22 protein-coding genes are annotated in these 20,377 nt (G+C 70.7%); 10 read left to right on the top strand and 12 right to left on the bottom strand.

Annotated elements, in window-relative coordinates; all coding sequences use genetic code 11:
- Positions 1-45: 45 nt before the first annotated feature.
- Genes FHR72_RS04860 through FHR72_RS04850 form a run of 3 tightly spaced genes read left to right on the top strand, consistent with a single transcriptional unit; the run spans position 46 to position 2,881 of the window.
- Positions 46-930 carry an SDR family oxidoreductase gene (locus FHR72_RS04860; RefSeq protein WP_183466807.1) on the top strand — a complete coding sequence of 295 codons (885 nt, stop codon included), beginning with the start codon at positions 46-48 and terminating at the stop codon, positions 928-930.
- 9 nt (positions 931-939) lie between these two features.
- Positions 940-2,472 (top strand): long-chain-fatty-acid--CoA ligase, encoded by a 1,533-nt coding sequence (locus FHR72_RS04855; protein ID WP_260155864.1) that lies wholly within the window; start codon positions 940-942, stop codon positions 2,470-2,472.
- Between the two features lie 22 nt (positions 2,473-2,494).
- On the top strand, positions 2,495-2,881 hold the full coding sequence (locus FHR72_RS04850; RefSeq protein WP_183466806.1) for a VOC family protein: 387 nt from the start codon (positions 2,495-2,497) through the stop codon (positions 2,879-2,881).
- A 4-nt stretch (positions 2,882-2,885) separates the two neighbouring features.
- Here FHR72_RS04850 and FHR72_RS04845 read toward each other — a convergent pair whose 3' ends face one another.
- Genes FHR72_RS04845 through FHR72_RS04835 form a run of 3 tightly spaced genes read right to left on the bottom strand, consistent with a single transcriptional unit; the run spans position 2,886 to position 4,753 of the window.
- Positions 2,886-3,185 carry a DUF3349 domain-containing protein gene (locus FHR72_RS04845; RefSeq protein WP_183466805.1) on the bottom strand — a complete coding sequence of 100 codons (300 nt, stop codon included), beginning with the start codon at positions 3,183-3,185 and terminating at the stop codon, positions 2,886-2,888.
- Between the two features lie 8 nt (positions 3,186-3,193).
- Positions 3,194-3,481 carry a hypothetical protein gene (locus FHR72_RS04840; RefSeq protein ID WP_183466804.1) on the bottom strand — a complete coding sequence of 96 codons (288 nt, stop codon included), beginning with the start codon at positions 3,479-3,481 and terminating at the stop codon, positions 3,194-3,196.
- Positions 3,482-3,505: 24 nt separating this feature from the next.
- Positions 3,506-4,753, bottom strand: a complete 1,248-nt coding sequence (locus tag FHR72_RS04835) for an inorganic phosphate transporter (RefSeq protein WP_183466803.1) — start codon at positions 4,751-4,753, stop codon at positions 3,506-3,508.
- 223 nt (positions 4,754-4,976) lie between these two features.
- Here FHR72_RS04835 and FHR72_RS04830 point away from each other — a divergent pair, with 223 nt between their 5' ends.
- From FHR72_RS04830 to FHR72_RS04815, 4 genes are all read left to right on the top strand, one after another.
- Positions 4,977-5,300 carry a DUF3349 domain-containing protein gene (locus tag FHR72_RS04830; protein ID WP_183466802.1) on the top strand — a complete coding sequence of 108 codons (324 nt, stop codon included), beginning with the start codon at positions 4,977-4,979 and terminating at the stop codon, positions 5,298-5,300.
- A gap of 50 nt (positions 5,301-5,350) precedes the next feature.
- Positions 5,351-6,445, top strand: a complete 1,095-nt coding sequence (gene menE / locus FHR72_RS04825) for an o-succinylbenzoate--CoA ligase (protein ID WP_183466801.1) — start codon at positions 5,351-5,353, stop codon at positions 6,443-6,445.
- A 42-nt stretch (positions 6,446-6,487) separates the two neighbouring features.
- A complete protein-coding gene (locus FHR72_RS04820) occupies positions 6,488-7,102 on the top strand; it encodes a pyridoxamine 5'-phosphate oxidase family protein (protein ID WP_183466800.1) in 615 nt (204 codons plus the stop codon).
- 166 nt (positions 7,103-7,268) lie between these two features.
- Positions 7,269-8,615, top strand: a complete 1,347-nt coding sequence (locus FHR72_RS04815; RefSeq protein WP_183466799.1) for a hypothetical protein — start codon at positions 7,269-7,271, stop codon at positions 8,613-8,615.
- Here the strand turns inward: FHR72_RS04815 and FHR72_RS04810 are convergent.
- Genes FHR72_RS04810 through FHR72_RS04790 form a run of 5 tightly spaced genes read right to left on the bottom strand, consistent with a single transcriptional unit; the run spans position 8,541 to position 12,055 of the window.
- The gene (locus FHR72_RS04810; RefSeq protein WP_221193138.1) at positions 8,541-8,993 is read right to left on the bottom strand and encodes a hypothetical protein; all 453 of its coding nucleotides are present in this window, start codon (positions 8,991-8,993) and stop codon (positions 8,541-8,543) included. The genes FHR72_RS04815 and FHR72_RS04810 overlap by 75 nt on opposite strands.
- A gap of 5 nt (positions 8,994-8,998) precedes the next feature.
- On the bottom strand, positions 8,999-10,105 hold the full coding sequence (locus FHR72_RS04805) for a molybdopterin-dependent oxidoreductase (protein ID WP_183466797.1): 1,107 nt from the start codon (positions 10,103-10,105) through the stop codon (positions 8,999-9,001).
- A complete protein-coding gene (locus FHR72_RS04800; protein WP_183466796.1) occupies positions 10,102-10,728 on the bottom strand; it encodes a methyltransferase domain-containing protein in 627 nt (208 codons plus the stop codon). Before FHR72_RS04800 ends, FHR72_RS04805 begins: the two co-directional genes overlap by 4 nt.
- A complete protein-coding gene (locus tag FHR72_RS04795) occupies positions 10,728-11,402 on the bottom strand; it encodes a TIGR04282 family arsenosugar biosynthesis glycosyltransferase (protein ID WP_183467230.1) in 675 nt (224 codons plus the stop codon). Before FHR72_RS04795 ends, FHR72_RS04800 begins: the two co-directional genes overlap by 1 nt.
- Entirely contained in the window at positions 11,399-12,055 is a 657-nt protein-coding gene (locus FHR72_RS04790) for a glycosyltransferase family 2 protein (RefSeq protein WP_183466795.1), read from the bottom strand. Before FHR72_RS04790 ends, FHR72_RS04795 begins: the two co-directional genes overlap by 4 nt.
- A 102-nt stretch (positions 12,056-12,157) precedes the next feature.
- On the opposite strand from FHR72_RS04790, the gene FHR72_RS04785 reads away from it, so the two are divergent.
- Positions 12,158-12,859, top strand: a complete 702-nt coding sequence (locus FHR72_RS04785; RefSeq protein ID WP_183466794.1) for a response regulator transcription factor — start codon at positions 12,158-12,160, stop codon at positions 12,857-12,859.
- Entirely contained in the window at positions 12,846-13,871 is a 1,026-nt protein-coding gene (locus FHR72_RS04780) for a sensor histidine kinase (protein ID WP_183466793.1), read from the top strand. Before FHR72_RS04785 ends, FHR72_RS04780 begins: the two co-directional genes overlap by 14 nt.
- 193 nt (positions 13,872-14,064) lie before the next feature.
- Here the strand turns inward: FHR72_RS04780 and FHR72_RS04775 are convergent, their stop codons facing one another.
- The 3 genes from FHR72_RS04775 to FHR72_RS04765 are packed head-to-tail and all read right to left on the bottom strand — an operon-like array spanning position 14,065 to position 17,040.
- A complete protein-coding gene (locus FHR72_RS04775; protein ID WP_183466792.1) occupies positions 14,065-15,195 on the bottom strand; it encodes an NAD(P)H-dependent flavin oxidoreductase in 1,131 nt (376 codons plus the stop codon).
- A gap of 25 nt (positions 15,196-15,220) precedes the next feature.
- A complete protein-coding gene (locus tag FHR72_RS04770) occupies positions 15,221-16,267 on the bottom strand; it encodes an NAD-dependent epimerase/dehydratase family protein (RefSeq protein ID WP_183466791.1) in 1,047 nt (348 codons plus the stop codon).
- A complete protein-coding gene (locus tag FHR72_RS04765) occupies positions 16,264-17,040 on the bottom strand; it encodes an S-methyl-5'-thioadenosine phosphorylase (RefSeq protein ID WP_183466790.1) in 777 nt (258 codons plus the stop codon). Before FHR72_RS04765 ends, FHR72_RS04770 begins: the two co-directional genes overlap by 4 nt.
- A gap of 67 nt (positions 17,041-17,107) precedes the next feature.
- Here FHR72_RS04765 and FHR72_RS04760 point away from each other — a divergent pair, with 67 nt between their 5' ends.
- The gene (locus FHR72_RS04760) at positions 17,108-20,146 is read left to right on the top strand and encodes an arabinosyltransferase domain-containing protein (RefSeq protein ID WP_183466789.1); all 3,039 of its coding nucleotides are present in this window, start codon (positions 17,108-17,110) and stop codon (positions 20,144-20,146) included.
- Here FHR72_RS04760 and FHR72_RS04755 read toward each other — a convergent pair.
- Complete coding sequence (locus FHR72_RS04755; protein ID WP_183466788.1) at positions 20,143-20,364, bottom strand: hypothetical protein; 222 nt, start codon at positions 20,362-20,364, stop codon at positions 20,143-20,145. The two genes, FHR72_RS04760 and FHR72_RS04755, sit on opposite strands and share 4 nt — an antisense overlap.
- Positions 20,365-20,377 lie beyond the last annotated feature (13 nt).

Here is a 20,377-nt window from a genome sequence, read left to right as displayed (position 1 = left end):
CGGTGGCGTTGACTGACTACACCGAAATCACGAGAGGACGACAGTGTGACGAGCAGGAACCCGCTGCGCCGGTTGGCCGATCAGGTCGTGCTGACCAGCATGCGACCGCCGATCCTCCCGACCCTGCTGAACCGCCCCAACCGAGAGACCTTCTCCCTGACGGGTAAGCGGGTGCTGCTGACAGGGGCGTCGTCGGGGATCGGCGAGGCCGCCGCCGAGAAGCTCGCCCGCCGCGGGGCCGTGGTGGTCGCGGTGGCCCGGCGGCAGGACCTGCTCGACCAGCTCGTCACCCGTATCACCGCCGACGGTGCCGACGCGCGGGCACACGCCTGCGACCTGTCCGACCTGGACGCCGTCGACGAACTGGTCGCGACGGTGCAGAAGGAACTCGGCGGAATCGACATCCTCGTGAACAACGCCGGGCGCTCGATCCGCCGCCCACTGGAGGAGTCGCTGGAGCGCTGGCACGACGTGGAACGCACGATGACGCTGAACTACTACGGCCCGGTACGGCTGATCCGCGGCCTCGCGCCGGGCATGCTCGAACGCGGAGACGGCCACATCATCAACGTGTCGACGTGGGGTGTGAAGACCGAAAGCCCGCCGCTGTTCGGTGTTTACAACGCCTCCAAGGCCGCCCTGTCGTCGATCAGCCGCATCATCGAGACCGAATGGGCGGACCGCGGCGTGAATTCCACGACGCTGTACTACCCGTTGGTGAAAACCCCGATGATCGCCCCGACGCGGGCCTACGACGGGCTTCCCGGGCTCTCGGCGCAGGAGGCGGCGAACTGGATCGTGACGGCGGCGCGGCACCGTCCCGTCAGCATCGCGCCGCGCATCGCCGTCACCGCCCACGCCGTCAACAGCATCGCCCCCGGGGCCGTGGACATGATCATGAGGCGGCAGCGAATGCAGCCCAGGGACTGAAAGGTGTTGATGCACACCGTCGCCGACATCATCCGTCGGCACGGCCGCGAGCGGCCGCACGCCCCGGCGCTGGTCGTCGGCGATCGCACCATCACCTACGCAGAGCTCGACGAGCGGTCCAGCCGCACCGCTCAGGCGTTGGCCGCGGCGGGTGTCGGCGCCGGCGACCGGGTGGCGTTCGTCGACAAGAACGGGGCCGAATTCTTCGACGTGGTCTTCGGATCGGCGAAGATCGGCGCCGTCGCCGTGCCGGTGAACTGGCGGCTCGCCGCTCCCGAAATCCGCCACGTTCTCAGCGATTCCGGCGCCGCCGTGGTGATCGTCGGCCAGGAGTTCGTCGGGCACCTCGAAGCGATCGAAGACGACCTGGACGCCGAGATCGTCGTCGTCGGAACCCACGACCGCTGGGCGTCTTTCGAACGCTGGACCGCTCAGCATCCCGCCGTCGACCCCGGCGTCGTGACCGGCCCCGACGACCTCGTCCTGCTGATGTACACCTCGGGCACCACCGGCCTCCCCAAGGGCGTCATGCTCAGCAATACCAACTACGTGTGCAAGACCGGGGGCGTCGCCGGGCCCTGGAAGTTCGACGCCGACGCGGTCAGCCTGGCCGTCATGCCGCTGTTCCACATGGCGGGGTCGGGATGGGCGCTGGCCGGACTGTGGCAGGGCGCGACCACCGTCGTGCTGCGCGACGTCGACCCCGCCGCGATCCTCGACGCGATCGCCGGCCACGCGATCACCAACATGCTGCTGGTGCCCGCAGTCATCCAAACACTGCTCAGCACAACGGGACTCGACGATGTCGACCTCTCGGCGCTGCGGATAGTGGTCTACGGGGCGTCGCCGATCAGCGACGACGTGCTGATCCGCGGAATGGCACGCTTCGGCGGCGTCTTCGCCCAGGTGTACGGAATGACCGAGACGACCGGCTCCATCACCCAGCTCGACGGCGACGACCACATGCCGCCGCTGCTGCGCTCCTGCGGAAAGCCCTACCCGTGGGTGCGGATCCGCATCGCCGGGCCAGACGGCGCCGACGTGACACCCGGCACCGTCGGGGAGGTGTGGACCCACTCCGAGCAGAACATGCTGGGCTATTGGAACAATCCGCAGGCGACTGCGGCCGCGCTGACCGCGGACGGCTGGCTCCGGACGGGCGACGCCGGATACGTCGACGCCGACGGCTACCTGTACCTGCACGACCGCATCAAGGACATGATCGTCTCGGGCGGGGAGAACGTGTACCCCGCCGAGGTCGAGAACGTGCTGATGACCCACCCCGCCGTCGCCGACGTCGCGGTCATCGGGGTGCCCGACGAGCGGTGGGGCGAAGCGGTCAAGGCCGTCGTCGTCCCGGCAGCCGGCGCGTCGCCGACCGAAGCGGAGCTCATCGCGTTCGCCAGGACACAGCTCGCCGGGTTCAAACTGCCCAAGACCGTCGACCTCGTCGACGCCCTGCCCCGAAACCCCAGCGGCAAGATCCTCAAACGCGCACTGCGCGAACCGTACTGGGCGGGCAGGGACCGCCACATCGGGTGACGGCCGTGGTAGACACACTGGCATGGACATTCTGGCGAGCCGGGTGCTGTTCCGCCCGAAGGACTATGCGCGCTCGGTGGAGTTCTATCGCGACGGCATCGGGCTGGCCATCGCGCGTGAGTACGCCGGCGGCACCGTGTTCCACGCCGGTCAGTCGCTGATCGAGCTCGCCGCGCACGGCACACCGGCCGAGGGCGCCCCGCCGTTCCCGGGGGCGCTGTGGCTCCAGGTCCGCGACCTCGTCGCAGCACAGGACGCATTGCGCGAACGCGACATCGCGATCGCCCGGGAGGCCCGTCGCGAACCGTGGGGACTGCACGAGATGCACGTCGCGGATCCCGACGGCGTCACGCTGATCTTCGTCGAGGTGCCCGAGGACCATCCGCTGCGCCGCGACACCCGCGGCTGAGCAGCTACCGGCTGGGTGCGGCCAGCGGCCAGCCGACCGAGGCCAGGCGCGCGGCGACCTGGTTCATCTCCTCGGGGTTGGGCTCCTTGTCGGTGACGAGGTGGATCGCGGCGTGGATCTCCTCGGCGGTCACCGAGTCGGAATTGTTGCCCTTCAGCACGACCTGGGCGACCTTGACGACCTCGTCCTCGGTCAGCGTCCGGCGCAGCAGGGCCAGTAGCGGGAAGTAGTCCTTCTGCGGAACGCCCTGCGGATAACCCTCGTGCAGCCAGGACAGGACGTTGTCGAATGCGCTTGCAGACATGGGTCAGCTCACTTCTTGGGAAGGAACGGGAACAGGTCGACACCGGTGTGGTGGATGATCGTCGCCCGGGTGATCCACAGGACCGCGGTCAGGATCACCCACCCGACGAACACGAACAGCAGCACGCCGAGCGACTTCACCGCAGGGTTCGGCGCAACCGCGGCCGAGCCGTCCGATCCATCGGACCCGGAGCCGCGGGAGAACGCGACCAGGCCGAGCGCGAACACCGCCGGCAGCCCGGCGCCCAGCAGCAGTCCGATACCGAGCACCTTGAGAATGCTCTCGAAATACGTCATCTGATTTCCTCTCCCGTGGTCCGGTCAGACCGTCGCGGCGGGCTTGGTCTCAACCGTGGCCTGGCGTACGTCGGCGGGCACCACGGAGTTGGTCGACGCGTCCCAGTCGGCGTTGACGTTGTTGTGGTCGACCTTCTGCTGCTGGGCGCGCCACCACATGTAGAAGGACAGACCGCACAGCAGCAGGAAGATCAGCCCGTCGCCGGCGAGGTCGGACCCGGTCAGCGACTCCACCCCGTGGGACAGCCAGAAGGACAGCGCGCCGACGAGGCCCGCGGCGGGCAGAGTGATGAGCCACGCGACGGCCATGCGGCCCGCGACCGCCCACCGCACCTCGGCGCCGGGCTTGCCGACGCCGCTACCCAGGATCGAGCCGGTCGCGACGTGCGTGGTCGACAGGGCCATGCCCGCCGCGCTGGAGCTCAGGATGATCGCGGCCGAGGACGCCTCGGCGGCCAGACCCTGCGGCGACTCGATCTCCACCAGGCCCTTGCCGAGAGTGCGGATCACGCGCCACCCGCCGAGGTAGGTGCCCAGACCGATGGCCAGGGCGCAGGACGCGATGATCCAGAACGGCAGACCCTGCTCCTTGACGTCCCCGGTGAGGTGGCCGGTGGTGATCAGCGCAAGGGCGATGACGCCCATGGTCTTCTGCGCGTCGTTGGTGCCGTGCGAGAGCGCGACGAGCGACGCGGTCGCGATCTGGCCCCACCGGAAACCGGTCTCGCGGCGCTTCTTGTTCACGTTCTGGGTGATCTTGTAGACCAGCCAGGTGCCGCAGCCGGCCACCAGGCAGGCGATCACGGGCGCGGCGACGGCGGGGATGAGCACCTTCTGGCTGACACCCGACCAGTTGACCCCGCCCAGCCCGATCGCGGCGAGGCCGGCGCCGATGAGCCCGCCGAACAGCGCGTGCGACGAGCTCGACGGGATCCCGAACAGCCAGGTGAGCAGGTTCCACAGGATGCCGCCGATGAGGCCTGCGAAGATGATCGTCAGCCCGGTCGAGGCGTCGATCGACGGGATTAGCTGCCCGGTCTTGCTGTCCTGGATCTTGAGCACGGAGGTGGTGACCGTGACGGCGACCTCGACCGACAGGAAGGCGCCGACGAGGTTCAGAACGCCGGCCAGGATGACGGCGGTCTTGGGCTTCAGGGCACCGGTCGCGATCGACGTCGCCATCGCGTTCCCGGTGTCGTGGAAGCCGTTGGTGAAGTCGAAAGCCAACGCTGTGGCAATCAACAGCACCAAGATGATCAGCTCTGTGCTCATGGCCATGATTGTGCGGGGCGGAAGGCGCTTTCTCCAATTTGCGACGCGCGTAAAACACCTGCGCACATGGTGTTTTTCCTGGTGCCTCAGGTCTGTTCACCTGATGTTCATCTCGACGCCCGTCAGCGTTGGTGCAGTGCGTTCCCAGCAACTTCCCAGAATCGCTTTCCGACTACGATCGAAGCGTTCAGCACGCGTATTCGGCCCGGAGGGAGGTGACGTGATGACCCGATTCCTCGCCAGGATCGTCGCGTGGATCTCGGCCGGCTACCCCGAGGGCGTTCCGGGTGCCGACCGGGTACCGCTGCTGGCCCTGCTGCGCCGTCGGTTGACCGACGACGAGGTCAGGACCGTGGTCGCCGAACTGCGGGAGCGCGCCGAGCTGACCGACCCCTCGGGCATCGACGTCGTCGACATCGGGGTGCTGATCACGGAGATCACCGACGAACTGCCCTCCCCCGACGACGTCGAGCGGGTGCGGGCGCGATTGGCCGGTCAGGGCTGGCCGCTCGACGACCCCCGCGACGAGACGGAGGAGGACCCATAGCCGTCTTAAAGCCGGTCGGGTTCGGATCGGGCGACACCGCGCTGTCCTCGATGCCCGTGATCGCCGAGGTCCTCGAGGGTCGCGTCAGCGTGCTGCCCGTCCCCGCCGACGATCCCGGTGCGGCGGCCGCGCTGGCCGCCGCACTCCGGGCCGGGGAGGAGATCGACGACGCCGTGGGCGCGGTGCTGTCGACGTCGGGGACGACAGGCACGCCCAAGGGAGCCCAGCTGACGCCCGCGGCGCTGATGGCCAGCGCCGACGCGACACACGACCGGCTCGGTGGGCCCGGGCGCTGGCTGCTCGCTCTTCCCGCCTACCACGTCGCGGGGTTCCAGGTGCTGGTCCGCAGCGTGGTCTCGGGCACCCGGCCGGTGGTGATCCCGGCGTCGTTCGAACCCGGCGAACTGGCGTCGGCGATCGCCGCGCTGGGCCCCGGTCCGCGGTACGCGTCGCTGGTAGCGAACCAGCTGGACAAAACGCTTCGCGACGACCGGGCTGCGGCGGCCCTCGCGTCGCTGGACGCCGTGCTGATCGGCGGGGGTCCGATGCCTGCCGTCGTCGCCGAAAAGGCCGCTCTTGCGGGAGTTTCGGTGGTGCGTACCTACGGGATGAGCGAGACGGCCGGCGGGTGCGTGTACGACGGGGTGCCGCTGGCCGGCGTGCAGGTCAGGGTCGACGACACCGGCAGGATCGCACTCGGCGGCCCGACCGTCGCGTCGGGCTACCGCAACCCCGTGACATCGGACCCGTTCGACGAGCCCGGCTGGTTCCGCACCGATGACATTGGCGCCCTTGATGACTCGGGGACGCTGCGAGTGCTCGGCCGCGCCGACGACGCGATCAGCACCGGCGGTCTGACCGTGTTGCCGGGCATGGTGGAAGCGGCGCTGGCCACCCACGCCGCGGTGGCCGAATGTGCGGTGTTCGGCGTGGCCGACGACCGGCTGGGCCAGCGCGTCGTGGCCGCCGTCGTCGTCCGGCCCGGTGCCACGGTGACGTTGCCCGAGTTGCGTTCTCATGTCGGTGCGACCCTGCCCGCGACGGCGGCCCCGCGGGAACTGCACCTGATCGACGAGCTGCCGCGGCGCGGGATCGGCAAAGTGGACCGTCGTGCGCTGGTGCAGCGGTTCGGCTCCCCTGTCTGAGGGGCTCCCCACCAGCGGCCGACGACGGGCCATGATGGACCCATGAGCCGTGTTGTCACCTCCGTCGACGAACTCCGGGAGATCGTCGGACATCCGAACGCGTTCGTGGCGAACAAGGTGCACGATCACCTGTCGCCGGTCGAGCAGCTCTGGCTGTCGCACTCGCCGCTGGGGTTCGTGGCCACCATGGACGCCGAGGGCCGTGTCGATGTCTCCCCGAAGGGCGATCCGCCGGGGTTCGTGCACATCATCGACGAGCGGACCATCGCGATTCCCGAGCGGCCCGGCAACAAGCGGGTCGACGGCTACCTCAACGTCCTCGAACGTCCGCGCGTCGGCACCCTGTTCTGCATCCCCGGGCGCGGCGACACCCTGCGTGTGAACGGCAGCGCCCGCATCATGGCCGACGCCGACTACTTCGAAGCGATGGTGGTGCAGGGCAAGCGGCCGATCCTGGCGCTCGAGATCGCCGTCGAGGAGGTGTTCTTCCACTGCGCCAAGGCATTTCTGCGTTCGGACGCGTGGAAGCCCGACGCGTGGAACCCGGCGGCGGTGCCCAGTGTGGCGCAGCTGGTGAAGATGATGGATTCCGACGCCGACCTCGACGAGCTGCGCCGCGCGCTCGACGAGGAGAACATGCGCAAGATCCTGTACTGACCGCCCGGCGTATTACGACAGTCTGACGATGCGGCACCGAACGTGAACAGTTTTGGGCAGGTCACGGGCCGCGAGCGCGACGTTCTGCACGGCCCGACACGGAGTGTCGCCGGGCAGACACGCGCGCTCGCGGGGCGTCGGGCGGCAGGAACGGGAGAATCGGGGCATGCGTAAAGAGGCGGGTGCGGTCAGCGTCGCCGTCGTGCTCGTCGCGGCGGCGTTCATCGTGCCCCACCTGCACCTCGACACCGTCACCCCGCTGCTGAACGCCGACGCCGAACGGTTCCGGACGTTCGCCGCGACCTCCCCGATCTTCGGCTGGTGGAACGCCCACGTGGGTCCGGGCACCGTGCCCGCGATCGCCCTCGCGGCCGCCGCGGTGCTGTGGGGCCCGGCGCTGGCCCGCAGGCTGCCCTGGCGGTGGCTGCCGTGGACGGCGTGGGCGGTGTCGTGCGCCTGGGCGTTCAGCCTGGCCATGATCGACGGCTGGCAGCTCGGCTTCGCCGGACGGCTGACCGCCACGCACGAATACCTGCTCGAGGTTCCCACCGTCACCGACATCCCGGAGATGCTCCGCACGTTCTCGGGCAGGATCCTGGACTTCCAGCCCGATTCGTGGGTCACCCACGTGTCCGGCCATCCACCCGGTGCGCTGCTGACGTTCGTCTGGCTCGACCGCCTCGGGCTGGGCGGCGGGGCCTGGGCCGGACTGCTGTGTCTGCTGGCCGGATCGTCGATCGCGGCGGCGATCGTCGTGACGGTGCGCGCGTTGGCCGATGAGGACACCGCGCGCAAGGCGGCCGTCGTCGCCGCCGTGGCGCCGACGGCGATCTGGATCGCGGTGTCCGCCGACGGCTACTTCGCCGGCGTCGCGGCCTGGGGCATCACGCTTCTCGCGCTGGCCGTCACCGGAAGCGGTCGCGTGCCGGCTCTGGCCGCCGCGGGCGCCGGGCTGCTCCTGGGTTGGGGCATCTTCCTGAACTACGGCATGGGGCTGATGGCGCTGCCTGCGGTCGCGGTGCTGGTGAGCGCGCGGTCCTGGCGGGTGGCCCTGCGCGCCCTGATCCCCGCGGTCGTCGCCGCCCTCGCGGTGGCGGCGGTCTTCTTCGTCGCCGGGTTCTGGTGGCTCGACGGGTACCACCTGGTCCAGGAACGCTACTGGCAGGGCATCGCCGTCGAGCGCCCGTTCCAGTACTGGGGCTGGGCCAACTTCGCCGCGACGGTGTGCGCGATCGGGCTGGGGAGCGTGGCGGGGATCGGCAGAGCCTTCGACATCGCGGCGGTGAGACGACGTTCCGGGCTGCACCTTCTGGTGTTCGGTGCGCTGCTGTCGATCGTGTGCGCCGATCTGTCGCAGCTGAGCAAGGCCGAGACCGAACGCATCTGGCTGCCGTTCACGGTGTGGCTGGTCGCCGCGGGCGCACTGCTGCCCTGGAAGTCACTGCGGTGGTGGCTGGCGCTCAACGTCACCGGCGCGCTGGTGATCAACCACGTCATTCTGACCAACTGGTAGCCATCGCGCAGCCAGGCGGTAGAGCGGCACACAGATCCACACCGCCGCGACGGCCACCCACAGCCCGACGGCGTAGTCGCGATCGAGCACCGACGGATTGTCCGGACGCAGGCCAGGTTTCGTGTAGACGGGGATGGCCAGGAGCACCAGCACCACACTGCATAACGCCGCCACCGCGACCGGGGACCGCCAGCGAACCGGGATGAGTGCGCGTCCCGCCAGACCGACCGCCGCACACAACGGCGCGAACTCGAAGTCGTGGAGAACGACCGCGACCAGCGCCCACACCACGATCGGCACCCGTGACGGGCTGTCCCACAACAGCATCACGCCGTAGGTACCCAGACCCAGCCCGGCGAGCATCAGGACCGACCGCATCGCGGTCACGGGATCACCTCGATCCGGGTCAGCCATTTCGTCTGCAGCACGCCGGGTCTCGACGGGGCGATCAATCGACACGGGTAGCCGTGGTCCAGGTCGAGGACCTGCCCGTTGACCTCCAACGCGATCAGGGTGGCGTCGTCACCGGCATGCCGGGCGGGCAGCACCGTGCGCGAATAGGGCCCGGGCGGCTCCAGCGAGATCATCCGGACGTCGGAATCAGGTGCCGCTCCGACGCGGCCCAGGAGTTCGGCGAGCACCACGCCCCGCCAGTCCGCGTCGGCGCTCCAACCCTCCACACACGCGATCGGCAGCCGGCGCGACGTCTGCGGCATCGCCCTCAGGTCCTCGACGGTGAACGCCGCGACCCGGTCACCGTTGGCGACGGTGAGCCGATAGTCGGGCGCACGGGCAGACCTCAGCACCCCGGCGGCCGCCGCCGACCGGTTCACCGGAAGTCCCTGCGGCCCCTCGCCGGAACGCGGCGCCAGCACCGAGACCTTGCGCAGTGCGGGCACAGCCTGGCCTAGGGTCACCACCGTCGCGAGCGCGGCCGCCAGCCAGGTCCCGCGCAGCACCGTGCGCCGCGACGGCAGCGACCGTTGACCGTCCGCGACGTCGTCGATCGGCTCACCCAGGGCGCGGCGGATCACCGGTAGCTTCACCGCGATGTGGACGACGACTGCGCCGGCGGCCACGAAGGCCATGGCGTAATGCGCCGTGGGGAAGTAGAAGTCGAACGCGTACCACTGCGCGATGTTCAACAGACCGGTGCTGAGCTCGAACAGCATCGCGGCGACCAGAACGAGGATGGAGCCGCGCTCCAGCACCCGCACCGGGCTGCCGATCACGGGGCGCGCGAACAACTTCGGCCACACCGACCAGAGCTTGACCACCAGCAGCGGGACGGCCGCGATCCCCGACGCGACATGCAGGCCCTGGGTGAACCGGTAGAGCCAGACCGGTCGGGTCGGCCAGCCGAACCACGGCTGCGGATGCTGGATGAGATGGCTCAGCAGCCCGGTGGCGAAGCACACCGCCACCGCGACACCGAGCGCCACGCCGACCCGGGCGGTCAACGCCGTCCCGCGGGGCGAGGTCGAGGTCACGCGACCAGGCTCGCCACGACCCGGTCACCGATGCGGTGCATGTCTGCCACGGACATTCCGGCCTGATCGGCGAGCGCGGGCACCGAATCGACGCCCACCACGGCCCACGGGAACCACGGGCCGATGGTGCTGGCCGATTCCAGACGCACCCAGCCGATGTCGATACCCGCTGTCGCGGTGTCGAATTCGGCCAGACATCGGCCCCCGCGCCGCAGCAGCTCGGCGGCGCGCTGCAGGGTCCGCAACGGGTCGCCGCCGAGCCCGACGTTGCCGTCGGCCAGCAGCACCGTCTGCCAGCGGCCGACCCCGGGCAGCGGTGCGAACACGTCCCGCCGCAGCGCCGGGGCGCCACTGTTGCGGGCCAACTGGACAGCGGTCTCGGAGAGGTCGACCCCCAGCGCGGGCACGCCCCGGTTCACCAGATGCGCCACCAGGCGCCCGGGACCGCAGCCCAGATCGATCGTGGGACCGTCGCACAGGTCGATGAGCGCCTCGTCGAACTCGGTGTCGGCCCCGCTGCCGCCCAGCCAGCTGCTCACGGGCAAACGGCTGAGCCTCCCGTCCTCGCGACGGACCCAGCAGCGCTCGCCGTCGAGGGCACGGTCGTACAACTTGCCGAACATCAGGCCTCCTGCACTCGGACGCTCGCGGTGACGTCACGGAACCGGGACTCCGGCGCGCAGGCCCGCCGGACCTCGTCGATGTCGTCGACGGTGTCGACATCGGTGAGTTCGTCGACCAGTCCGACCCGTAACCCGTTGGTGCGCAGAGCATCCAGCGTCAGCGAGCCTGTGTCGGGAACCGACATCGGCACGTCGCGCAGGCAGTCGGCCCAGGTGGCGTCCCGGACGCCGAGCACCCACCACCCGCCGTCGTGGGCCATCCCGAGGGCGGCGTCGTGGACGTCGAGCGCGTCGGCGCAGCGGCTCAGCAGCGCGGGACTGACCTGCGGGGTGTCCATGCCGATCTGCACGACCGGCAGACCGCCGCACGCCGCGGCAGCGTCGACGTGCGCGTTGGCCAGCCGGTCGGCGAAGTCGTCGCCCCGCTGCGGCAGCACGACGAAAGCCTCGAGGCGCGACCGGATCTCGTCGGCGGAGTGCGCGTCATCGAGGTTGCCCGTCATCGCCACCACGCGGCAGGCAGCCGGCGTCCGCTCGACCGCGTCCAGGGTGTCGAGCAGGGCCGCGGCCGCGATCGCGGCCGCACGGTCGTCCCCGAGGGTGGCCGCGAGCCGGGTCTTGGCCAGGCCGGCCACCGGGGCCTTCGCGACGACGAGGAGACAGACGCCGGTCACGTGATCGCCCGCCAGAAGTCCCACGCCGCGGTCGCACTGCCGCGGACCGAGCCGCTGACCTTCGACGTCCCCCCGGTGCGGGGTCCGTAGGCGACGTCGCGCTCGGTGACCTTCCACCCCGCGTCCGCGGCGCGGACGAGGAGTTCGAGCGGGTAGCCGGAGCGGCGGTCCGTCACCCCCAGACCGATCAGCGCGTCGCGGCGTGCGACCCGCATCGGGGCGATGTCGTGCACCTGCAGGCCGTGCCGCTGACGCAGCCGCCAACACACCGCCGCCGTGCCGAGCCGGGCATGCCACGGCCACGTCAGCCCCGGGGTCGGACGGCGCCGCCCGATCGCCATGTCGGCGCCCGCCTCGACGTCCTCGACCAGGGCGGGCAGCTCCTGGGGGTCGAGCGATCCGTCGCCGTCGAGGACCGCCACGATCTCGGTCGTCGCGGCGACCACTCCGGCGTGTACCGCGGCGCCGTACCCAGGCGTCTTCTCGGGGACCACCACGGCACCGTGACGGCGCGCCACGTCGGCGGTGCCGTCGGTGCTGTTGTTGTCCACCACCAGTGCGGTGTACCCGGCGGGCAGGCGTCCGAGCACCCCCGGCAGTGGCTCGGCCTCGTTGAGACACGGCAGAACCACCGTGACGGGACAGTCGGGCATGCCCACGACGCTAGGCGGGAACCGCAGGTCACGCGAGCGGCAAGCCTGACGAAAGCGTGACATCGGCGCTGGTAGTGGGTTTGCCGCGCTAACCTCGGTGTGATGACCCGAGTCCTCATCGCCGATGACGACGACGTCGTACGCGACGTCGTGCGCCGCTACCTGGAGCGTGACGGGCTCGACGTGTCCACCGCGCACGACGGCACCGAAGCCCTGCGCCTGCTCGGATCGCAGCGCATCGACGTCGCGGTCCTCGACGTGATGATGCCCGGCCCCGACGGAATGGCGTTGTGCCGCAGCCTGCGTCAGGGCGGTGACTACTCGGTGCCCGTGATCCTGCTGACGGCGCTCGGCGAAGAGGACGACCGCATCGCCGGGCTCGAGGCGGGCGCCGACGACTACCTGACCAAGCCGTTCAGCCCGCGCGAGCTGGCCCTGCGGGTGCGTTCGGTGCTGCGCCGCTCCCCCGCCGCGACCGGCGTGCTGCCCATGGACCTCAAGTGCGGCGACCTCACGGTGACCACGGCCTCGCGGTCGGTGACCGTCGGCGGCCGGCCCGTGAGCCTCACCAACCGCGAGTTCGACTTGCTGCTGTTCTTCCTCACCCACGCCGACACCGTCTTCACGCGCGAGGACCTGCTCAAGCAGGTGTGGCACTGGGACTTCGGTGACCTGTCGACGGTCACCGTGCACGTCAAGCGGCTGCGCTCGAAGCTGGGTGACCGGCACCGGGTGCAGACCGTATGGGGGCGCGGCTACATGTGGTCCGCGGAGGGGTCCGGACGGCCGGATGCCGACCACTGACTTCTGGGAGATCGTCGGCTGGGCCCTGGCATGTTCGATGCCGGTGGTGCTGGCCGGCGCCGCCGTGGTCCGTCTGGCGAGGACGTGGTCGCTGGCGGTGAGCATGGTGGCGCTGGTGCTGATCCCGGTGCTGGCGACGCTGGCCGGGGTGCTCGGCGCGAGCGGGTTCATGATCACTCAAACCTTCGAGAAGACCACCGTGGTGCTGGTGATCGTGTCGGTCGTGACGATCCCGGCGGCCGTGATGCTAGGCCGCTACCAGGCGAGGCGGACGGTCTGGGAGGCCGAGATCCGCGACTCCGAACGCGCCGCGGAGCAGTCGCGGCGCCGGCTGGTCGCGTTCGTCAGCCACGACCTGCGCACGCCGCTGGCCGGCATCCGCGCGGTCTCCGAGGCGATCGCCGACGGCGTGGTGCCCGAAGAAGAAGTCCGGGTGCATGCCAAGCACATCGAGAACGAATCGATCCGGCTCTCGGAGATGGTCGACGACCTGTTCGAGATGTCGAAGATCAATGCGGGCGCGCTGACGCCGTCCTTCGACAAGGTCGCGCTCGACGAGGTCGTCGACGACGTGCTGGCCGCGCACCGGATCGCGGCCGAGCGGGCCGGGGTGCGGCTGGAGGCGAACCTGCCCGCCGAGCCGGTACGCGTCGTCGGCAGCGACCGCGCGCTGGTGCGGGTGCTGTCCAATCTCGTGGCTAATGCGATCGCGCACACGCCGTCGGGCGGCAGCGTGGAGCTGGCGCTCGGGGCCGACGAGAACAGCGCGTGGGCCCGTGTCGACGACACCGGGGTGGGCATCGACGAAGCGGATCTGCCACGGGTGTTCGACGTGGCCTACCGAGGGTCCAACAGCAGGGTTCCGCGGTCGGACTCCTCGCTGCCGAGCGGCTCGGGTCTGGGGCTGGCGATCGCCGCCGGGCTGGTGCAGGCCCATCGCGGCACGCTCTCGGCGCACAACCTGCCGACGGGCGCACGCTTCGAGGTGCGCCTGCCCCTGGCTCTCGACTAGGCCATCTCGGCTAGACCCTCTGGCCTAGGCCCCAGCACGCCTAGGCCGTCTGGCACGCCGCCGACACCTCACCGAGTTCGCCGAACTGAGGTTCCCGGTCGTTGATCGGCGCGATTTCACAGCCGGGAACCTCAGTTCGGCGCATAGGCGCGGGGCGCAGAGGGGCGGGGCGGCGCAGAGGGGCGGTGGGGTGTCAGCCGGGGAGTGAGCTGCTGAGGCGGTCTGCTGCGGCGAGGTAGTCCTCGATGAAGTCGCGGACGACCTCGCGGGCCGGCTTCACCTTGTTCATCAGGCCGACGCCCTGCCCGACGAAATAGGTGGCGAGCGCCTGGGCGCCCTCGTGGCCCTGCGAGGCGAGCACGTCGATGCGTCGGATCACCGGCTCGCACAGCATCGACTGCAGCGGCAGGCCCAGCGGCTGGTGGCCGTCTTTGGCCGGCGCCCACGCCTTCGTCCAGTCCGACACCAGCTGTCGCGACGGCTTGCCGGTACGGCCCGCCGAGCGCACGGTGTCCCGCGAGGACGCGGCCAGCATCTTGGCGACCGTGTGCGGTGCCGTCTCGGCCTCCTCGGTGGTCAGCCACACCGAGCCCGTCCACGCCCCCGCCGCGCCCATCGCGACCATGCCGGCCATCTGGCGTCCCGTGACGATGCCGCCTGCGGCCAAGACGGGGATGGAGCTCCCGACATCGGCCAAGGCTTCGAGCACCTCCGGCACCACGACCAGCGTGCTCACCTCGCCGCAGTGCCCACCGGCCTCGGTGCCCTGCGCGACGATCAGGTCCACGCCCGCGGCGGCCTGCTTGACCGCGTGTTCCTTCGCGCCGACCAGCGCCGCGACCGGAATGCCGCGCTCCTTGCCGGCTTCGATCATGTAGTCCGGCGGCACGCCGAGGGCATTGGCGATCAGCTTGACCGGGTGCGTCAGCGCGACGTCGAGCAGCTCGCGGCCGGTGTTGCCCGACAGCGAGGAACCGCCGAGCCGACGGTTGGGCTCGGGTTCGATGTCGTGAGCGCGCAGCAGGTCGTCGACCAGCTCGCGGTACGCCTGCGGAATGCGTTCGGCCAGATCGGAGCTGGTGAGCTTCTCGCCCTTGCCCTCGAACTTGGCGGGCACGATCAGGTCGACGCCGTAGGGCTTGCCACCGACGGCCTCGTCGATCCAGGCCAGTTCCTGGTCGAGCTGCGACGGGCTGTACGCCGTCGCGCCGAGCACGCCGAAACCACCGGCGTTGGTCACCGCGGCGACCACATCGCGGCAGTGGCTGAACGCGAAAAGCGGAAAATCGATGCCGAACTGTTCACACAGCGCTGTGGACGTCATGCCCCACAGTATGACTTGACGGGTGTCAAGAAGTGGGGGCAACCCCGCGCAGCGGTGCCGTCGCGAATTCGCGCAACCCGTCGGCGGGATCGACGGCGGCACGGAACCCCAGCACCTCGGCCGCACGGGCGGGGTCGGCGACGATGTGGCGGACATCGCCGCTGCGGTACTGCCCGGTGACCTCCGGGGTGACGTCGCCGCGGGTCTCACACAGCACGCCCGCGACGTCGCGGATCGACACCGGCCTCCCCGAGCACACGTTGAACGCGTCGAAGCCCGCGAGCCCCGCCTCGACGGACGCGACGTTGGCCGCGGCGATGTCGTCGACGTGGACGAAGTCGCGCATCTGGCCCCCGTCCTCGTACACCTTCGGCGCCTGCCCCTTCTCCAGAGAAGAGCGGAAGATCGCGGCCACGCCGGAATACGGTGTGTCGCGCGGCATTCCGGGGCCGTAGACGTTGTGATAGCGCAGCGCGACGACCGAACCACCGGTCGACTCCGCCCACGCCAGCGCGTAATGCTCCTGGGCGACCTTGCTGGCGGCGTACAGGCTGCGCGGTCGCAGAGGCGCATCCTCCCCGACGAGCGCCCAGTCGACCGACTCGTCCCCGCGTGGGCAGCGGTGGTCGAACACGCCGCTGTCGAGGTCCTCCCGGGTGCGCGGCACCGGATCGACGTCTCCGTGCTGAGGGCACACGTAACGCCCCTGCCCGTAGACCACCATCGAGGAGGCCAGCACCACGCGCCGGCAGCCCGCGGCGAACATCTCGGCCAGCAGCACCGCGGTGCCGAAGTCGTTGTGCGAGCCGTATTTCGGCGCGTCGGCGGCGTTCACGCCGGCGCCGACCACGGCCGCCTGATGACAGACGACGTCGACACCCTCGAGTGCGTCGGCCACCTGCGCGGCGTCGCGGACGTCGAGCCGGCGCACACCGTCGGGCAACTCGGCGTTCTCGCCGTGTGCGTCCGACAGCATCGCGTCGACGGCGACGACGTCGTGCCCTGCGTCGGTCAGCTGCGCGTTGATCCGGGAACCGATGAAACCGGCTGCGCCGGTGAGCAATACCCTCACGGCAGATCGAACGGCAGTTGGACGCCCTCATGGGGCAGGCAGTGCGTGCAGGTGCGTTCGGTGTCGGTGTTCTCGATCGCGTCGTGCACCAACTGCTTGAACGGCACCAGGTTCCGCTGGAACTCGGCGAACACGTCCACCGCTTTGACGCCCTGACCCGACTCGACGCCAGCGTCCACATCGGTCACCAGAGCGATTGCGGCGTAACACATCTCCAGTTCCCGAGCCAGAACGGACTCGGGGTAGCCGGTCATGTTCACCAGCCGGAAGCCCTGCGCGGCGAACCACTTGCTCTCGGCCCGCGTCGAGAACCGTGGGCCCTGGATCACCACCATCGCGCCGCCGTCGATCACGCCGGGACGCGCCGTCGCGGCGGCACGCAGCGACGGGCAGTACGGGTCGGCGAACCCGACGTGGATGCCGCCCGAATCGAAATACGTGTCGGCACGTCCGGTCGTGCGGTCGACGAGCTGGTCGGGCACCACTGTGGAGCCGGGCCCCAGTTCCGGGTCGAGGCTGCCGACCGCGCACGGACCGAAGATGCGCCGGACCCCGAGCACCCGCAGCGCCCACATGTTGGCGCGGTAGGGCACCGTATGCGGAGAGAATTCGTGGTCGATACCATGCCGAGGAAGGAACGCGACCTCGTGCTCACCGACCGTGCCGACGGTGATCGGCGCACTGGGCCTTCCGTACGGCGTGTCGATCTCGACCGACCGGGCGTCCGGGCCGAAGAACGAATAGAAGCCGCTGCCGCCGATGACGCCTAACACTCGATCGCTTCCGTGCGCATCCCCCCATTGTGGTGCATCCCGGCCCTCGGCCGCCGGTGACGGTGCGGTGACGTCCTGCGAGGCCAAGCCCCACGCGGCGTGTGCTGTGGGCACGCTGGCGGGCGACCCTATGCGTACCGCCACGTCACGACGCCACACCTGGATCGCCCTCCTCGTCGGTCTCACGGGTGTGTTGACGGCGTTGGCGCTGCCGTTCGCGCCGGTGCTCACCGAGACCACGACGCTGACGTGGCCCGCACCGGGGCGTCCCGCGACGTCGAGCACCACCCTCCTGGCCCCGGACATCCCGGCCGCGCTGACGGTGTCGATCCCCTGTTCGGTCCTGAGGGCCGGCGCCACCCGGCCCGCACCGACGACGCTGTTCGCCACCGCGCCGCAGGACACCGGCCTCACGATCACCGCGTCGCGAGGGCAGGTGCGACTGCGCCTCGGTGACCGCGAGGAACAGCTGGACATCCCGGCCGCGCCGCGAGACTGCCAGGTGCGTGTCGACTCGGCGACCGACGGGGTGACGATCCTCGAAGCCGACGGGCGGGTCACGCTGTGGGCCGGCGCGCCCGCACCCCGGGTCGCCGGCTTCCACACCGACCTCGGCGCAGGCCAGACGTCGGGACTTTCGGCCACGGTCGTCGTCTCGGGTCCGTTCGCGACGACCCCGACGGTGCTCAAGGGCGCCCTCGTGGTGATCCAACTGTTCGCGGCCGGCGTAGCGCTCCTGCTCCTGTTCCGCGGCCGCGCACCGCCGGTCCGCCGAGCCCGGCCCTGGCGTTGGCGTTGGCGTTGGCGGCGGGCGTGGTGGATCGACGTCGCGGTCGCGGCGACGCTCGCCGGCTGGGCCGTGATCGGACCCCTGGCGGTCGACGACGGCTGGGCCACGATGATCGCGCGCAACGTCGCCGCGACGGGGAACCCGGGCAACTACTACCGGTGGTGGGATGCCGCCGAGGTGCCGTTCGCTTTCAGCCAGCAGTTGCTCGCACCGCTGACGCAGCTCAGCATCGCCCCGCTGTGGCTGCGGCTGCCCGGCACCCTGGCTGCACTGGCGACCTGGTTCGTCGTGAGCCGCGGCGTGCTGGGGGGCGCCCTTCCCGGCGTGGCGACGACCGCGCGGGTGCGCACCGTCGCCGCGGCGTTCTTCCTCGCCGCGTGGCTGCCGTTCAATCTCGGCACGCGACCGGAGTCCTACGTCGCGCTCGGCGTGGCCGCGAGCCTGGCGCTGGCGTGGCGTGCCCGCGACGGTGCCGACCTCGGGTTGCTGGCACTCGTTGCCGCCCTGACCGTCCCTGTCAGTCCCAACGGCGTGCTCGTCGTCGCCCCGATGATCGTCCTGGCGCCGCGGCTGATCCGCGCGGCGCGCCGGACGGGCAGCGGCGCGGTGACCGCCGCCCTGGTGAGTTGTGTTGGCGCCGTTGGGCTTACCGTCATCTTCGGAGACCAGACCTGGGATTCTCTCGTCACCGCGACCGACTGGCACACCACCTTCGGGCCGGCGTTGCCGTGGTACGAGGAACCCACGCGCTACGAGCACCTGCTGCAGCCCGACCAGCAGGGCAGCTTCGCCAAGCGCCTGCCGGTGCTGATCGGCGTCGCGCTGCTGCCGATCGTCGGCGCGTTGACGTTGCGCCGGGCCGACCGGGACCGGATCGGCCTGGCCGCCCTGCGGATGGGCGCCGTCGTGGTCGTCGCTCTGCTTCTGCTCGCCGCGGGCCCGTCGAAATGGTCGTATCACCTCGGAGCCCTGGCCGGGGTCTTCACGTCGTTCTCGACCCTGTCCGTCGTGCTGCTGGTGCGGCGCGCGCGGGCCCCCGACCGCCGCGTCGCGATGGTGGGTGTGGCCGGCTCGGCGCTGCTCGCCGCCACGGCCGCGCTGGCTTTCGCCGGCCCGAACGCGTGGTGGCTGCCCGCGGTCTACGACCTGCCGTGGGCAACCGGACCGATCCGCCCGGCCGGGGTGCCGCTGGACAGCCCGCTCCTGTGGGCCGGCGTCCTCGCCGCGGGCGGGCTCACGGTGCTCCCCGCCCGGCGCTTCCGACGTGCGCAGGTGTGCGCGCTGTCGCCCGCCGTGGTCACCGTGGTCGCGGTCGGCATCTCGCTGTGCGTGCTCGCGGGCACGTTCGCAGCGGCGCCGCTGCGCCGCAGCGCCGGGTCGCTGGCGTTGATCAACGCCGAGCGGCTCACCGGGACCAGGGTGTGCGGACTCGCCGACGACATCGAGCTGCTCCCCGACGGACCGATCCTTGCGGCGGCAGAACCCGGCGGCGGGTCCTCCGGCTTCACCGGCCAGGGCGGCTACCTCCCCATCGCGCCGCCGCCAGACCCGCCGGGCACCGGCGCCTCCACCTTCGTGTGGGGCAGCCGCACCCCCGACGCGCAGACGACCGGCGAGATCACCACGCAGTGGTTCACCCTCCCGCCATTGTCAACGGAAAGCGGTGTGGCGCTCTCGGTTTCGGGCCGCACGTCAGGAGCGAACGTATTGGAGCTGGAGTTCGGCAGGTTCGACGGCGCCGGGGTCGAGGTGCTCGGCGCAGTGGCGCCGGTGGACCGCCCCGCCGTCGACGAGGACCCCGCGCACCCGCTGTGGAGGTCGGTGGGCGTCGATGCCGTCGACGCACCCGCGGGCGCCGACCGGGTGAGGGTCCGCGCGGTCGACGGCCGCACCGACGACGCAGGCTGGCTGGCGTTCACCGGCCCGCGACTGCGCACCATCGTGCCGCTCAACAGCTTCCTGGCCGGCAACGGTCCGGTACTGGTCAGCTGGCCGCAGGCCTTCCTGTTCCCCTGCGTGCACGACATCCCCACCGTCTCGGCCGGCGTGGCACAAACCCCGCAGACCGTGATCGACTCCCCGCGGCCGTGGCTGACCGAGGACCGCGACGAGGACGTCGGCGGGGTCTTCGCGGGACTCGACGCCTTCGTCCCGCTCAACGAGATACCGAGCAGGTTGGCCGGCCACCCCGAGGTGGACTGGGGCTCCGTCAAGGTCCGCGGCGACACCGCCGCACCGGATGCCTACGCACGCAGCACAACTCGCGAGAAGGTGTGGGGAATCGGTGCGTCCAGAGGCCCGCGCCCGGGTGCCTAGTCGGCGATGTCGTCCTCGTCCAGATGCTGCTGGGACGCCTTCCGGGCGCCGTCGCGGATCTCGAACACGTCGGTGGCGAATCCACCGACTGCGTTCGCGACGTCCTTGACCGCGCCCGTGATGATCGTGGCCACCTCGCCGACGGCGGATGCTCCGGCCGCGACGATCTCCTGAACCGCGTCCTTGCCGATCTCGCCCTTGCTCAGCCGGTCGTCCATGCGCCCAGTCTGC

Origin of the sequence: Mycolicibacterium iranicum, from assembly GCF_014190915.1 — a bacterium.
In the GTDB taxonomy this organism is placed as follows: Bacteria; Actinomycetota; Actinomycetes; order Mycobacteriales; family Mycobacteriaceae; genus Mycobacterium; species Mycobacterium iranicum_B.
Note: the sequence above shows the minus strand (reverse complement) of the source record. Positions and strands in the feature narration are given on the sequence as shown.

Excerpts from the sequence above, each read along its gene's own strand:
- FHR72_RS04855 (WP_260155864.1), top strand. The coding sequence starts at position 940 with ATGCACACCGTCGCCGACATCATCCGTCGGCACGGCCGCGAGCGGCCG.
- FHR72_RS04850 (WP_183466806.1), top strand. The coding sequence starts at position 2,495 with ATGGACATTCTGGCGAGCCGGGTGCTGTTCCGCCCGAAGGACTATGCG.
- FHR72_RS04845 (WP_183466805.1), bottom strand. The coding sequence starts at position 3,185 with ATGTCTGCAAGCGCATTCGACAACGTCCTGTCCTGGCTGCACGAGGGT.
- FHR72_RS04840 (WP_183466804.1), bottom strand. The coding sequence starts at position 3,481 with ATGACGTATTTCGAGAGCATTCTCAAGGTGCTCGGTATCGGACTGCTG.
- FHR72_RS04835 (WP_183466803.1), bottom strand. The coding sequence starts at position 4,753 with ATGAGCACAGAGCTGATCATCTTGGTGCTGTTGATTGCCACAGCGTTG.
- FHR72_RS04830 (WP_183466802.1), top strand. The coding sequence starts at position 4,977 with ATGACCCGATTCCTCGCCAGGATCGTCGCGTGGATCTCGGCCGGCTAC.
- menE (WP_183466801.1), top strand. The coding sequence starts at position 5,351 with ATGCCCGTGATCGCCGAGGTCCTCGAGGGTCGCGTCAGCGTGCTGCCC.
- FHR72_RS04820 (WP_183466800.1), top strand. The coding sequence starts at position 6,488 with ATGAGCCGTGTTGTCACCTCCGTCGACGAACTCCGGGAGATCGTCGGA.
- FHR72_RS04815 (WP_183466799.1), top strand. The coding sequence starts at position 7,269 with ATGCGTAAAGAGGCGGGTGCGGTCAGCGTCGCCGTCGTGCTCGTCGCG.
- FHR72_RS04810 (WP_221193138.1), bottom strand. The coding sequence starts at position 8,993 with ATGCGGTCGGTCCTGATGCTCGCCGGGCTGGGTCTGGGTACCTACGGC.
- FHR72_RS04800 (WP_183466796.1), bottom strand. The coding sequence starts at position 10,728 with ATGTTCGGCAAGTTGTACGACCGTGCCCTCGACGGCGAGCGCTGCTGG.
- FHR72_RS04790 (WP_183466795.1), bottom strand. The coding sequence starts at position 12,055 with ATGCCCGACTGTCCCGTCACGGTGGTTCTGCCGTGTCTCAACGAGGCC.
- FHR72_RS04785 (WP_183466794.1), top strand. The coding sequence starts at position 12,158 with ATGACCCGAGTCCTCATCGCCGATGACGACGACGTCGTACGCGACGTC.
- FHR72_RS04780 (WP_183466793.1), top strand. The coding sequence starts at position 12,846 with ATGCCGACCACTGACTTCTGGGAGATCGTCGGCTGGGCCCTGGCATGT.
- FHR72_RS04775 (WP_183466792.1), bottom strand. The coding sequence starts at position 15,195 with ATGACGTCCACAGCGCTGTGTGAACAGTTCGGCATCGATTTTCCGCTT.
- FHR72_RS04755 (WP_183466788.1), bottom strand. The coding sequence starts at position 20,364 with ATGGACGACCGGCTGAGCAAGGGCGAGATCGGCAAGGACGCGGTTCAG.